This is a genomic window from [Clostridium] aminophilum (genome assembly GCF_900101295.1).
GTDB classification, from domain to species: domain Bacteria; phylum Bacillota; class Clostridia; order Lachnospirales; family Lachnospiraceae; genus Clostridium_R; species Clostridium_R aminophilum_A.
Window position 1 is genome coordinate 14,501 of record NZ_FOIL01000028.1, and the last position, 14,267, is coordinate 28,767.

At 49.6% G+C, this 14,267-nt stretch carries 10 protein-coding genes and 1 pseudogene; 3 read left to right on the plus strand and 8 right to left on the minus strand.

Translation table 11 applies throughout. The features are described from left to right. Window positions 1-25: 25 nt before the first annotated feature. The 8 genes and pseudogenes from rfbC to BMW41_RS08605 all read right to left on the minus strand — a co-directional run bounded on the left by rfbC (window position 26) and on the right by BMW41_RS08605 (window position 10,677). Entirely contained in the window at window positions 26-1,909 is a 1,884-nt protein-coding gene (rfbC, locus tag BMW41_RS14170) for a dTDP-4-dehydrorhamnose 3,5-epimerase (RefSeq protein ID WP_083378856.1), read from the minus strand. Window positions 1,910-1,988: 79 nt separating this feature from the next. Further along, a complete protein-coding gene (locus tag BMW41_RS08575) occupies window positions 1,989-2,849 on the minus strand; it encodes a glucose-1-phosphate cytidylyltransferase (RefSeq protein WP_074649739.1) in 861 nt (286 codons plus the stop codon). Between the two features lie 29 nt (window positions 2,850-2,878). Further along, window positions 2,879-4,207 (minus strand): glycosyltransferase family 2 protein, encoded by a 1,329-nt coding sequence (locus BMW41_RS08580; protein WP_074649740.1) that lies wholly within the window; start codon window positions 4,205-4,207, stop codon window positions 2,879-2,881. A 298-nt stretch (window positions 4,208-4,505) separates the two neighbouring features. Then, window positions 4,506-5,762: a flagellin N-terminal helical domain-containing protein gene (locus BMW41_RS08585; protein ID WP_074649741.1), complete on the minus strand. Its 1,257-nt coding sequence runs from the start codon at window positions 5,760-5,762 to the stop codon at window positions 4,506-4,508. 161 nt (window positions 5,763-5,923) lie between these two features. Continuing rightward, window positions 5,924-7,432: a hypothetical protein gene (locus BMW41_RS08590; protein WP_074649742.1), complete on the minus strand. Its 1,509-nt coding sequence runs from the start codon at window positions 7,430-7,432 to the stop codon at window positions 5,924-5,926. 145 nt (window positions 7,433-7,577) lie between these two features. Continuing rightward, window positions 7,578-8,645, minus strand: coding sequence for a lytic transglycosylase domain-containing protein (locus BMW41_RS08595; protein ID WP_083378858.1), 1,068 nt, complete (start codon window positions 8,643-8,645; stop codon window positions 7,578-7,580). A gap of 357 nt (window positions 8,646-9,002) precedes the next feature. Continuing rightward, window positions 9,003-9,287, minus strand: a pseudogene (locus BMW41_RS15325) (EscU/YscU/HrcU family type III secretion system export apparatus switch protein); the annotation flags it as partial. Further along, window positions 9,274-10,677 carry a hypothetical protein gene (locus tag BMW41_RS08605; RefSeq protein WP_074649743.1) on the minus strand — a complete coding sequence of 468 codons (1,404 nt, stop codon included), beginning with the start codon at window positions 10,675-10,677 and terminating at the stop codon, window positions 9,274-9,276. The gene BMW41_RS08605 and the pseudogene BMW41_RS15325, both read right to left, overlap by 14 nt. 270 nt (window positions 10,678-10,947) lie before the next feature. Here BMW41_RS08605 and flgM point away from each other — a divergent pair, with 270 nt between their 5' ends. From flgM to BMW41_RS08620, 3 genes are all read left to right on the plus strand, one after another. Beyond that, complete coding sequence (gene flgM, locus BMW41_RS08610; protein WP_074649744.1) at window positions 10,948-11,271, plus strand: flagellar biosynthesis anti-sigma factor FlgM; 324 nt, start codon at window positions 10,948-10,950, stop codon at window positions 11,269-11,271. Between the two features lie 59 nt (window positions 11,272-11,330). Then, window positions 11,331-11,774: a flagellar export chaperone FlgN gene (flgN, locus tag BMW41_RS08615; RefSeq protein WP_074649745.1), complete on the plus strand. Its 444-nt coding sequence runs from the start codon at window positions 11,331-11,333 to the stop codon at window positions 11,772-11,774. 531 nt (window positions 11,775-12,305) lie between these two features. Then, window positions 12,306-14,249, plus strand: a complete 1,944-nt coding sequence (locus BMW41_RS08620; RefSeq protein ID WP_074649746.1) for a flagellar hook-associated protein FlgK — start codon at window positions 12,306-12,308, stop codon at window positions 14,247-14,249. The last annotated feature ends 18 nt before the right edge of the window (window positions 14,250-14,267 follow it).

Below are 14,267 nucleotides of genomic sequence, written 5' to 3' on the forward strand. Positions count from 1 at the left end.
CTCTCTCTCCCGATCCTTCGGCCTGTCACTCCATCCATTGATAATTTCTGTCTTTTTCAGAAATCGTAATATTTGAAAGGTCCTCTCCCCAGTCAATATGGAATGCCGGATCGTCAAACCGATAATTCATCTCACTGTCCGGGACGAATTCATGCGTCATATAGTACAGAATCTGCGTATCATCCTCCAGGGTCAGAAAGCCATGCGCGCATCCCTTCGGGATATAAAAGGCCCGCCGGTTCTCCTCACTCAGTTCCAAACAGACATACTGCCTGTACGTCGGCGACTCCGGTCTCACATCCACACAGACATCCCGAAGTCTTCCCCTCGTGCACATCACAAGCTTATCCTCGCAGTACGGCGCTTTCAGAGAATGAAGTCCCCGGAGCGTGTGTTTTCTGAGATTCTGTGAAATGCTGGACTGCACAAAGTCCGCACACATCCCGGCTTCCTCCAGTGTCTTTTTGTCAAACGCTCTGGAAAAATACCCCCGCTCATCCTGAAAGACATCTCTCTCTATGACAAAACATCCTTTTATCTTTGTCTCCGTTATCTTCATTCCGGTCTCCGATCCGTTGCGTTCCTCTGCACATATTCTTTCTGCCAATGCGGTCAGATTACGGTCATCATAGTACTTCAGAAAATGAGCCGGTGAACTCTTGCTCCCGCTTTTAAAACAATCCGGTACCGATCCGCTCTTTCCCGCCGCGAGCACTTCTGCATTCTGCCGGTCTTCGCCGCAGATATAAAGAAAACGTTCCCACAGACTTCTGCCGACGATATCCGCAAAATGATGCAGCCGTTTCGGCCGTTTCACAGTCCTCTCGATTGCATCCCGAAACCGCTTTGCATTGACGTCTGCGCGATAATTCTCAATGACATATTCTCTGGCGGCCGTTCCGATCCGTTTCCGCTCTTCCGCATGAAGGAAAAGCCGCTTTACCGCATCCGCGGCTTCGTTCCCGGATCCCGCCACAATCCCCGTCACTCCGTCTTTGATGATCGCCTTTTCCGGCGGATTATCATATACGACAACCGGAAGTCCCGCGGCCATCGCTTCAAGAATGGCGTTTTCTGTCGTCGCATAATTATTTTTCGTCAGAAGATAGAGAAAAAGGTCAAAGGTGGGATACCACTCTCCGGGATCCGACGCAAATCCTTCCAGCGTCACATATTTCCGGATCTCCTTTTTGGAAAAGAACTCCCGTTCAAAATCCTCCGTATATTTTCCGAAAAGATGAAACTTCGCATTGGGGATTAACTCATGGATAAGCTCGCAGACATCCGGATAATCCGGACTCATCTTGGCAAAATCCAGCGTTCCGATATATCCGATGCGAATGGGATTCCCGGAGGAATACTCCTTTTTGTGCGGAACACTCTGCGGTTGGAAATCTCCCATCCCGTAAAGCAATTCTGTGCGTTTCATGAGTTCTCCCGCAATCCCGGTATTTTCCTTCACCCGTTCAAAGGAACAGGGCGACGTAAACAAAACAAAATCAAATTCTTCGAGAAATTCCGGTTTCAGCACCGGAAAAGACAGGCCGTTTATATGCGACCACAAGACGTAACGAGCGGGAATCCGGTCAAGCAAAGAAAGCAGCCCCACCATCAGCGGGTGGGCCCACCAGTCCAAAATCACCGCATCCGCGTTCTCAATCGCACGGATCAGTTCTTCCTCCGACGGGGCAATGGAAATCCCGGCACCGGCCTTCTCACATTCCTCATACCACTGTCTGTCCGCCGGTTCCTCCAGCATAATGACGGAATTCCGGTAATCGCGGCAATGCCTGATCAGTCCGCTGATGGCCTTGCCGACTCCGCCGCCAAGATGCGCCGTTATATGAAGGATATGCTTCATCCCGTTCTCCACGTTCTCTCTGCCAAAGTTCTTTGTGTCTGCGATCAAACTGTCTTCTTAACCATAATACAGGGCTTATGCCTTTTCGGTCATTCATCCGTTCTTTTTCTATGCCCGTCAGCGGATCCTATTCCCATTTTATCCAGGGTGCATTCCCCTCCCGGATCAGAGATTCCAGCATCGTTTTTTCCTGAAGGGTATCCATGCACTGCCAGAAACCTTCGTGCCGGTAACTCATGAGCTGCCCCTCGTCTGCCAGTTTTGAGAGCGCATCCGATTCAAATACCGAATGATCGTCAAGATAATCGAAGATTTCCGGTTCCAGAACCATATATCCGGCATTGATCAGTTCATCGTCTTTGCTGTTTTTTTCCCGGAACGCTTTCACCGTATTATCCATCCCGACGTCCAGTCTTCCCTTGGACTGCTTTCGGACAACGGACGTCAAGGTGGCAAGTTTTCCATGCTGTTTATGGAATTTTACAATTTCCGAAATATCGACATCGCAGACGCCGTCCCCGTACGTCATCAGAAACGGCTCATTGCCGATGTAAGGTTGTATTTTTTTGATTCGGCCGCCGGTATTCGTGTCCTGACCGGTATTGATGACCATGACTCTCCACTGTTCCGGATTGTTGCCGGGATTGTCCCCCGTACTGTCACCGGATACCGTCCAGCTGTCTATGCCGGCTTCCGGCTTGCCCAATGCGGTGATTTTCACTCCATTTTCACCGCCGTTTCTGCTGTTCGCCGAAAAATCAAACAGCATATCCGATGTGTAAAACGCATAATCAGCAAACCATTTTTTGATCATATAATGCTTATATCCCGCGCAGATCACAAAGTCATGGAAGCCATAGTGGGAATACTCTTTCATGATATGCCAGATAATCGGCATGCCGCCAATCTCAATCATCGGCTTCGGCCGCATCTCGGATTCCTCCATGATGCGGGTTCCCCGTCCGCCTGCCAAAAGAACAACCTTCATTCGCAGCACCTCGCACTGTTTGAAAACCGTTATGATTCCGAAGCTTCGGCGACAATCTCTGCCATCCTGCGCATATTTTCCGGAGAAATAACCCGATCCAGAAGGGCAATGAACTCTTTATACTCTGCACGAACCGCTGCTTTGCAGACGATCACGCAGTCATCCACATCATTCAGATCGTAAATCTTCTGAACGCCCTGCATCGCCACGTCCGCATTCGCATTGCGGTCTCCGTCCAGCATAGAAAACGACATGAGGAATGTGGACAGCACATTATCTTTCTTTTTGTTTGCATGCAGAAGGATCGACGCGTAGCGTACCGCATCCTTCATTCTTCCCTCTGCCTTAAAGCACGAGAAGGAAAGCATTTCATAGACCAGTTCAAGATGTGATATGGCATCCCGTCCCGTCGCATTCTGATCTCCGTTCAAAAGATTCAATACCCTTTCGAGATAAGGAATCGCCTTGTCAAACTCGCATTTCCGGAAATAATCTTTCCCAAAAAGATAATCAAAATCTGCATCCCGAGGGCAGTTTTTGACTGCAAAATGATAATACTTCTCCGCTTCCTCATAATCGCGCTTGTCAATCAGGTTTCCGATCAGCGTTTCGAGGGTCCATATCGGCCGGTCGCCAAACGGAACCGGCTCTCCATACAGTTCAATGGATTTTCGGTAGGCGTCGCTCGCCTCTTCTTTCTTTCCCCGAATCATCAGTTCGTCGCCAAGGTAACCGTACATATCGGCATTGTCCGGATCTTTTTCCAGTGTTTTTTTGATAATATCGAGGTTACGGTTGGCATCGATTTTTTCCTGAAGCACTTCCGCCATATATCCCGTATGGAAGATATTCATACGTTCTTCCGGATAATAGCCCTTCAGTCCGGCCGGACAGTGAAGCTGCTCATGAATTGCGCCTTCATAACGGATGCCGCAGTGGTTTTTAAACAGGCGGGTCTGCGGAATCTCCTCCCGAATCCCTCCGTCACTGTTCAGATTCAGAATATAGCCGACAATGCAGTTCACCTTCATTTTCTCTGCCTGCCGGATTTCATCCATGACCCGTTTCGCCGTCACTTCATCGAAATACTCATCCGCATCCAGGATCGCGATCCAGTCACCGGAAGCGTGCTTTATGGCAAAATTCTTTGCCGCCGCAAAGTCGTTGATCCAATCAAAATGGAGGACCGTAGCCCCCATCTTCTTTGCAATCTCCACCGTCCGATCGGTGCTTCCCGTATCGACGACAATCTGCTCATATAAAAAATCTTTTCCCCAGGTCAGAGCGCGCTCAATGTTTTTTTCTTCATTTTTCGTAATCATGACCTGCGAAAGCCGTAATGCCAGTTTTCTTCCCATTGAAACATCCCCTTTTTGCGATAATAACGAAAATCGACCTCTAATTATCTTCGACATTTTTTAAGCTGATTATAAGTTAACCATCATAAAAATCAAAGGGTGACGGCTTTTATAAATATCGTAAGATGATAATGTCATAGAAAAAACCGAAAAACCATCTCACTCACAGAAGAACAAAGTCCGCGGAGCGTTTTTTTCATAGGGAATTTCGGAGAAATTTCCTATAAAAAAAGGGGCGCACCCCATATGGAATGCGTCCCCGAAAAATCGTATTGTGTTCCAGCGTTTTCTCTGAAAATTATCTGAGAAGGCTGAGAACGCCCTGTCCGGACTGGTTTGCCTGAGAAAGCATGGACTGTGCAGCCTGGGAAAGGATGTTGTTCTTCTGGTAAGCTGCGATCTCCTTCGCCATGTCTGTGTCACGGATTCTGGACTCAGCAGCTGTGGTGTTCTCAGAAGTTACTGCAAGGTTGTTGATGGTGTGCTCAAGTCTGTTCTGCTTTGCACCGAGCTCTGCACGGTAGTCAGAAACGTGGTTGATTGCCTTCTGGATGTTGCTTACAACCTGATTTGCTCTCTCGGTCGGATCTGCATCGGTCTCTGCACCGATCTGCAGGTACTCTGCACCGTCATACTTATCCTTCGCGCTCATATCAGTTGCACGAACGCCGTCGTATGCGTCAAGCTGTCTGTTGTATGCGGTCTTAAGAGCGGTGTTGGAACCAAACTCTGCTGCTGCAGTACCGTCTGTCTTCGGGGTAACCGAAGTGGATGTGCTTGCAGAACCGTCTGCATTCAGGTTCTCTGCCTTAACGTAGGTTCCTGCGGAAGCCATGCCGGAAACGTTTGCAGTTACCTTTACATAGCCGGCGCTCTCGAGAGCCTTAACCTGGATCTTCTCAACTGCGTTGTTCTGTGCAGTGGTGGAAGTTCCTGCCATCTCCTTAACCTTTGCAAGAGCAGAAGCGGTAGAGATCTGACCCTTTGCTGCGTTTGCAGTACCGTCGTCTGCAACCTTGATCTTGTCAAGATCCTTGAAGATACCGGATACAGTCATATCCTGACCCTTCAGCTTCAGTGTCTCACCCTTGGTCGCACCGATCTGCATGGTCATGGAATCTACCTGACCTTCCTCACGGCTCTGTGCCAGCGGCTTGATATCATTGTAATCGGTGTTGTTTGCGATACGGTTGATCTCGTTGCCGAGCTCATCAAGCTCCTTCTGGATGGAATCACGGGATGTTGTGTTGTATGTGCCGTTTGCAGCCTGAGTTGCAAGGGTTGTCATACGCTGCAGCATGCTGTGAGTCTCAGTAAGAGCACCTTCCTCTGTCTGGATCAGACCGATTGCATCGTTTGCGTTTGCCTGTGCCTGATCAAGGCCGTTGATCTTGGATCTCATTGCCTCGGAAATAGCAAGGCCAGCTGCATCATCCGCTGCACGGTTGATACGGAAACCGGAAGACAGCTTCTCAAGGTTCTTGTTCAGAGAAGTGTTGTTGGTGTTGAGCTGTCTGTAAGAGTTGGTAGCTGCCATATTGTGCTGAATAACCATAGATTACCTCCTAAATTTACCTTCTACCGGAACCTCCCTGTCCCGATCCCGGATCCCGTAAAGCATGGAACCCGGCGGTGTAATACTTGTTTTATTTTACTTTATTATCATCGGCTCTTGGAAAATATATATAAGCTTTTTTTCGTGAGCTTTTTGAAATCTTATCTTCCTCTCTTATGGAACAGCTCTCCGAAGGAACGGAACGGGGACTCTGTGGTCAATGTCTCACGGATGATATTCTCAATCGACGTCTTCGCATTCTCATTCTTCAGGTTGTCCACGAGATCGAGAAGCGCGATCTGATCTTCCATCTGCAGTGACTTCGTGCTGTACTTATTCACGAGTTCTTTCACATTTCCGTATGCCTTGGCAACGGACAGATTCTTGTTGCTCGCAAGCAGCGCATTCATCTCGGTGACATACTCCTGGCGGAGACTGATGGCCAGCGCCTGAAGTTCGTATTCGCGAAGTCTCTCCGGGAAGACGACGTCACAGATGGCTTCACCGCTCTCTCCGTCTTTCCAGTGATACTGCTGCTTCAGCATCTCAATCGCATGTTCTTTTCCGTAATAATAGAGATCCCTCTGCGCAACCTCAACGACAATGCCGGTTTCCATCTCCGGCACCATGTTTTTCAGAAGCGTCTTATCCATAAACGGAACCTTCAGGAGATTGATTCCGGCATTCTGCTGCGGCAGCGCGCGGACAGCATCCGCGTAGACATCGATCTTGCTCTGCGGCATACGGTATTTTGCCTCATCAATGGCCAGCTCGATGATCGCTTTGCGGATAACATCCCGACTCATGCGGCGCTTATTGCCGACCCGGTTTACTCCGGCCGCATGCTCCAGCCACTGTGCCTCAAGAAGCTGCTCCCTCGTCGTCATCTGATGATTGGCCAGAACCGACGCCTTGTGAATCACAGAAGACCGGTCATCGTTGATCAGAGCCAGACAGTGCGACGGCTTTGCGCCAATGATGCCGACACCGATCAGCGCAGCGCTCGGATCCTGGCGGATCTGATTCTGGATCTCGGCATTGTTCCAGAAGGCATAATTATTATCCTTCAGATGGATCTCTTTAAAATGAATGTTCTTATACTTTGCATACGCGTCACGCAGAATGCGGACCGCTTCTTCATTATAAATAGAACTCAGGGTGAAATAGATATCCACTCTCTTTCCGCTGTGCATATCGGAATTAAAATCCGACAGAACAGAGGATTTCGTATCCGTTCCAATCGACTCCTCGAGACTGTCCAGATCAACATCGATGGACGGACGGTTTCGGATATACGCATACAGATCGTATTCATTGGTTGGAATCTTAATGGTCTCCGCGCCGTTTCTTCTGGCTCTTCCGATATCGTCGGTGACCATCTTCATCATATGAAACAGTTCATTCTGATCCGATACGCTGTCGGGAATCCCACAGGAGATCAGTTTGATGTTTTCCCCGTCTTTCCTGCGTACAAGAATGGATACTTCGTCTTCATTTTTCCGGTTGCGGTATTCGACCTGATCAGATCGCCCCAGTTCCGCAATAACCTTTCCCGATATGGACTGCAGGGTGAGCTTGCTGTCTTCCTCCGGCTCCTCGTCCGGCTCGTCCTCCATGATGTCTGCCTCGTACTCGGTTGCCCCATTTAAAAACTTCTTAAAAAACCCCATATCGATCGGTCCTGCCTTTCTTGTCTTCGGTAATGCACCGATATTTAGCCTTTTTTCCCCACCATTCGAATGTCAGTAGAATTCCGTCGGATCTCCCCACCATCATATCAGATTTTTCCCGATTCGCCTACTGCATCCCGTGATTTCAGATCGCACTGAATCCACTGTCGCTGTCTCCGAAATCGCCGATACTTCCGCTTGCCTTCATCAGCATCTGCATTCGAAGAATCTCCACCATACTGGAATATGCTTTTGCATCCAGTTTCTGTGTCGATCCGTCCCCCGTACCGTTCTGCGCTGACATGGCAAAAAGAGACATCAGCGACGCATTGATATCATTTCCGCCGAGTCCGGAGGACAACAGCATGGACTGAACATCACCGAAGCTTGATCCGATGCCGAGCATATCGGCACTCGCCGCGGAATATGAGGACGATCCCTTCACATATCCGGCAGAGATCTCGCCGCCGTTCAGCTTGGACATGATTGTGCGGACATAGTTCTGTGTCTCTTTATATGGAGGAATTCCATTGTATTTTTCCACCGCATTCGGTCCGGCATTATAGGCCGCAAGCGCCTTTTCAATGTTTCCGCCGAATCGCTGAAGCTGCTGTGCAAGATACTTTGCTCCTCCCATGATATTCTGTTCTGCATCAAACGGGTCCCGGACGCCAAGGCTTCTCGCGGTTGCCGGCATGAGCTGCATGACGCCCATTGCGCCGGCCTTGGATACTGCCGTCGGATTGAAACTGGATTCCTGATTCGCCACCGCTTTCAGAAGCTTGGTGGAAAGTCCCGTCGCGGATGCGGCGCGCTCGAACATCTCATCCATCGAAGTGGTCCGGTCAATATGGCTCGCCGAACGGAAGAGATCCTGCGTCATCGTTCCGGTAAGCCCGGTAGAATTGTTCTTTCGGACGGAAGTTCCGGCCGAAAGATATTGTTTCTGTGATGCTGACGTCCCCGATGTCTTCTTCTGTCCTTCCAGCGGAAGAGATGTCTTCACCGCCTTTGTTGCGGAATCCGTCTTCTTCACCGCACTGACCATCTGCTGAAAGGTCGCAGACGAGCTTCCGGACGAAACCGCAGCTTCATTCCGGGTCCCCCCGCCGGTATTGCGGATCACCCTGGTATTCTCGTTCAGAATCCTCGTGTCCAGACTTCTTCCTTTTCCGGTGTTATTCAGTTCCGTAATGGATTCCATGAGTCCCATCGATTATCTTCCTCCGTCTTCCACTTTCGTGCCGTCCGCGCGATAGCGCTGCGGCTTCCATGCCACTTCCGAAGGTTCCTTCTCTTTTTTCTCATTCCGTTCTGCCGGCACTTTCTGAATCACGGATGCCGCGGCCGCTGCTGCGATCTCTACCGCCGCTTCCTCCGACGAAAGGCCGCTCTTTGCCGGATTGACCGGCCTGTCACCGGTCCGCATCGCCCGCTCATTGCCCTTTGCCGCCGCCTGTTCTGCCAGGATCTGTCCCTCTGCCAGAGCGGTACCGACGGAAGCGAAACCATTCTCACCGGCAACACCGCCGTTTTCCGCATTCTCAGCTGTTTCTGCCTTGACCGGATTCCCGTTTGCGTCTTTGGATGCTCCAAAGCCCAGAAAATAAACATAGATCTCGACGATCGCCTGGAAAAGTTCTCGCGGTATCTCAGCCCCCATCTTCAGCTGGGTGAGAAGGGATGCAAGAGAATCGTCTTCATAGACCGGAACGCCGGCGCGCATGGCGGCCTCGGTGATCCGCTCCGCGGTATATCCCATGCCGGAAGCGACAATAACCGGTGCTCCGTTTTTTTCCGGATCGTATTTCAGCGCTGCGGCTCTCTGCTTCTGAACCGACTCAAACTGTGACATTGATTCCTCTTTCTTTCTCCCGGATCTCCGGGAATACCTGATCTACTCTGAGATCTCTGACTTTTTCCGCCACCTGCAGACTGTTGATTCGCAGGCCGTTTCTCTTGACAATCTCACTCACCTGCCGGTTGACATTGCTGTACTGTTCTTCCAGTGTGCCCGGAACAAAGAGCTGCATATCGAGAGCGCCCTTTTCCATATACGCAACCAGTTCAAAACTTCCAACTTTCTGGATGGTGAATTTGACAAATATCTTCTTTCCGGATCCTTCCGAATTCCTGTCGCGGTGCGCGTCCGGATCAATCCACATCTCAGAAACGACATTCTTATCCTGATATCGAAACGGCACCAGCATATGAAGCAGCGGCATATAGACGCTCTGATTCATCAGAAGATGCTTCATAACCTGCTGCGCACGGTCGGCGCTGTCAGCTCCGCCCTCGCCTCTGGCACCCCTCTCGAGGACATCGGCGATCAGTTTTGATATGGGCTGTCCTTGCTGCTTCTGCAGTTCTTCCTTTAGCTTTGCGTATTCTGCCTCCGGCTCATCTTCAAAAAACAGTCCGAAATCACCGTACCGCATCAGTCTCTTGAACAGTGCGTCCAGATCATCACTGTCTCCGTTCTCGTATTTCACGGCATAGAGCGAAAAAAGAACGCTTGCCGTCCGGATCGGTCCGTAATTGTGGGTTCTGGAAATATATTTTGACAGGAACGGAATAACCTGACTGTTCAGAATCTCCGTATTCTTCTTCGTATCGCCCGCCGGTGCGTCCCAGTCCATCTGTTCCAGAACGTCTTCCAGATCGCCGCGGACAGAGGGAAGCATCAGATTGCGGATATCCTCACCGAGATTCTTCATCTGTTCCAGATGATGCGGTCCTTCCGCCATACTGCTGTACTGCTGAATAAAACGCAGAATATTGCTTCGCATGACCGGAGACATATCGTCTTTCATCATCTTCCGGATCGCATCAAAAAAACCGCCCTTGAACATCACCTGCGTCTTCTGCTGATCGTCGATGTATTTCGCAATCTCATCCGCGCTGTTCATCGTCAGCTCTGAATAGAGCGTATCCATCAGCTCCGCAAACTGCGGAGTGATCTCCGATGCCTGAAGCTGTGTATCCGCTCCGAACAGAAGATTGGCCAGCTGCTTCGAAATCTCCGCGCTCTCGCCCAGTTTCGTCAGGAAGTTCTGGTAATTGCTCGCAAAATCGACTCCACCGCCGGAAGCACCGTTTTGAGCTCCGTTTTCCTTTCCGGCAACGCCGGTGACCGCGTCGGGCCCCTGCGGAAGTATGACGTTAGGCGATTTGATATTAAGATCGTTTTTTATCTGCTGCGTTTTGCTGACGCCAGGCTCGGTCACTTGTAAGATGTTCGGCATATCCACTCCATAAAAAATGTAAACTGATACATTTCGTCTTATCTGTTTTATTATCGACATTTATTAGAGAAATTATTAGCTTTTCCACGTCGATATTTTATACTATTATATAATGTCATTTTTTCTTTGTAATGTTTTTTCGAAAAATCCCAGTTATTTTTTAATATTTATTTTTATGATTCTTATATCGTGGTAAAATGAGTCGATAGATAGTATGCAGAGACTAATTTTTCAGTCTCGAGTGTTTTACTTATCAGGGGGAGGTATCCTATGGATATCAATTTAAGAACAGCGCAGGTCGCGAGAGCGGCCAGTCATTCCGTAACTTTGAAACCCGTATCAAAAGCTGCATCCGAAACCGTTCGCGAGAAGGATACTCCGGTTTCCGGCGCATATGATACTGTTACCATTTCCAAAAAAGCCAAAGCATCTGACAGCGATTTCGTAAACGGCCTCGTTCGTCAGGTTAAAGAGCAGATCAGCCGTCCGGTATCATCCGATCGCGTTGCTGAACTGAAAGAACTCTATCAGAGCGGCCAGTATGAGCCGGACAGCAGACGGATTGCCGAGAAACTTCTCGGATATTTCGGCTGATTGTGCAGGATTCCGGCATTCCGGTCAAAACCGCATGCCGTACATATTGAGGGCGAATAATGAGTGATATGAGTTTACTGAAGGAATTCTGTAATGTCTTAAAAGAACAGTGCAGTTGTGCCTCTGAACTGATCCAGTTGGAAGAGGCACTTTCTTCTGCTGCTTCCAAAAAGGATCCGGAGACGCTGGATCGTCTCGTAAAGGATTCTCAGCCGCAGCTGATGAACTTCCGCGGACTGGAGATGAAGCGTGCACGTCTGGCCTCTTCTCTCGGATATACCGGAAAGACCGCTTCGCAGATTCTTTCCTCTGTGAATGCGGATGAGAAAGCGCTTCTTGCACCGGTTCTCTCCGATCTGAGCGATGTTCTCGATCGTCTGCAGAAATCTCAGGAATCCTCGGACCGTATTATGCAGGTTCGTCTGAGCGAGATTCAGGAGATGCTTCATAACGCCGACGCTCCGGTTAAGCAGGATCGGATACACACAAACACACTGGCGTAAGCGCCTCATTTTTAAGTTCCAAAATCAATCAGACTGAGCACTTCGTTGATCGGTCTGTTTTTTGCGCTCAAAAAAGCCTGTAAACTCCATCAGAGCCAAAGAATTCATCCGGTTTGATTGCCTGCAGTGTCAAATCAAAAAAATTTAAAATTATGATTGTTTTTTTGATTGTCATCTGTTATAATGTCATTACAGGATGACATTTTACTCACTCAAAGAGGACCCCCTGCCCCTTTCAGTGACAATATGTCATGAAAAATCATAGAAACCGACATACCTTTTTCATTCAGTGTGTCCATTTTGTGATATTATATTTTCGTCAAAACACTTCGGGACATGCAACGGCCGGACAGCGCTGCCGGTGATAAAGGTTATAACTCAGCGGATTCGGGTCTTTTCAGGATGATTCGGTATTCCGCGCGTGAACCGCCCTTTCCTACGGGCGGTTTTTTCGTTATTTTCTAATGTTTTCCTAATTAACGTCGATAAACATACAGTAGAAAAAGAGATTCCAACAATGGGGGTTTTTTCATGATCAGAGCCACTTTTGCGGGATTCACCTCTGCACTGAGTGCAATGCAGTCGAATTCCAAGAAATTAGATGTAACAAGCCAGAACCTTGCAAACATGAACGTGGACGGTTATACACGTCAGAAACTGCAGACTTCGAGCTTGAACTACGAAAACCCGACTTCCTTTTACATGAACGAGAACGATATCAACGTAGGCTTCGGTGTCTCCATGGACGGAGTAACCCAGATGCGTGATCAGTTCCTTGATAAACAATACCGCACGCAAAACGCCATCACGGAGTACAACAACAGTATTGCGACAGCGGAGAAATCCATCGCGACCCTGCTTGATGAGACCAACGTGGATGGTATCCGCAAAGCATTCGACGGCATTCAGACGGCTCTCACCAGCATGCAGGATCCGTCCAAGGTCAATGACTCTGTCTATGAAGCGCAGCTTCGTTCCAGCGTAGAAGCCACAACCAATCTTCTGAACAACGCCGCACGGGAGATCGAACTCGCCGAAGCGAACGAATTTCACCGCATTGACGGCACCGGCACCAGCGAGAACGGCGCCATCCAGAATATCAATCGTCTTCTTCAGGAAATCGGTGATCTGAACGTCAAGATCAAAGAAAACCAGATTCTGAACAACAGTGCGCTGGAGATGATGGATCAGCGGAATGTGAAGCTCGATGAGCTTTCCAAGATCATTCCGATCCGGGTTTCCTCCTTCTATGAGCATGATGAGGTTCCGACCGATCCGGAGCTTCTGGCACAGTATCCGGACGGACGCAATCTCGGACTTGCCTATGATAAGGAAGGACGCACCGTCGGCAAGTCCAACTATCCGGAGGACATCCGTGTCGAGCTGGTCTACACCGCTCAGGTTACGGATTCGAACGGAACGGTTACACAGGAAACCCGCTACATGACGCTGGTCAACGGTTCTCTGAAGGGAACCGACGGTAAAAACTACGGAAGCGTCGGTCTTGCCAGCGATGCCTATACCGAGGACAATCCGCTGAATACGGCAGTTCGCTTCACCGGCGTCCAGAATGCGTCGAACCATCACTTCAACAATATGACCGATGCCGAGAAGGCTGCGGTTCCGGATTCCGGAAGTTCCGAAAAGGGAGAAGCGGTACGGATGCGCCTCGATTCCGGTTCCCTTCAGGCAAGCATGGATATGCTCGCCGAGGCCCGCAATCTGACTGCTGACGCGCTTGCAGACGGCGGAGATCCGCTGAGAGATCCGACCGGCCTGAAAGAAGGCACTTACTTCGGATATGATTACTATATGAAGCGTCTGGATCTTCTGGCAAATACCTTTGCCGAGAAGCTGAATGTTGCAAACTATCAGGGTACCAACGCCGTGCAGAATGCGGATCACTCCTACACGAGACCGAGCGACGCGCAGGCTCTTGCGAATTACCGCAATTCCTCCAGTGCAGCGGTCGATGCGAGTGATGACAATGCGGTCGACGGAAGCGGCAATCCGGTGGTCAACAAATATCTTCTTCTGGTCAACCGCGGCACTGATTCCGGTTCCGACCGGCAGACCGGCAGAAACATCACAGCGAAAAACATTACCGTCAGCGACAACTGGAGCAACGGATATACCCACATCGGAACGCAGGGTGACAATACCACTGACACGATTCTGGATATTCTTCAGTCCATGACCGATCCGCACTCCGTTCTTCAGGGCAAGTGCTATTCGGATTACATGAACAACATTTCCACCACCCTGGCAAATGATGCAAGAGCCAATGCAAACGCGACCGCCACAAACCAGGCTGTTCTGGACGCGATCTCCTCTTCCAGAGATCAGATCTCCGGTGTCAGCATGGATGAGGAAGCCGCAAACATGATGACCTACGTTTCATCCTACAATGCAGCCGCAAAGCTGATGACCACACTGGATGAAATGCTCCAGACTCTGCTTGCAATCAAAGGCTAAATCGAAAAGAGGTTAAAT

Excerpts from the sequence above, each read along its gene's own strand:
- BMW41_RS08575 (WP_074649739.1), bottom strand. The coding sequence starts at position 2,849 with ATGAAGGTTGTTCTTTTGGCAGGCGGACGGGGAACCCGCATCATGGAG.
- BMW41_RS08580 (WP_074649740.1), bottom strand. The coding sequence starts at position 4,207 with ATGGGAAGAAAACTGGCATTACGGCTTTCGCAGGTCATGATTACGAAA.
- BMW41_RS08585 (WP_074649741.1), bottom strand. The coding sequence starts at position 5,762 with ATGGTTATTCAGCACAATATGGCAGCTACCAACTCTTACAGACAGCTC.
- BMW41_RS08590 (WP_074649742.1), bottom strand. The coding sequence starts at position 7,432 with ATGGGGTTTTTTAAGAAGTTTTTAAATGGGGCAACCGAGTACGAGGCA.
- BMW41_RS08595 (WP_083378858.1), bottom strand. The coding sequence starts at position 8,645 with ATGGGACTCATGGAATCCATTACGGAACTGAATAACACCGGAAAAGGA.
- BMW41_RS08605 (WP_074649743.1), bottom strand. The coding sequence starts at position 10,677 with ATGCCGAACATCTTACAAGTGACCGAGCCTGGCGTCAGCAAAACGCAG.
- flgM (WP_074649744.1), top strand. The coding sequence starts at position 10,948 with ATGGATATCAATTTAAGAACAGCGCAGGTCGCGAGAGCGGCCAGTCAT.
- flgN (WP_074649745.1), top strand. The coding sequence starts at position 11,331 with ATGAGTGATATGAGTTTACTGAAGGAATTCTGTAATGTCTTAAAAGAA.
- BMW41_RS08620 (WP_074649746.1), top strand. The coding sequence starts at position 12,306 with ATGATCAGAGCCACTTTTGCGGGATTCACCTCTGCACTGAGTGCAATG.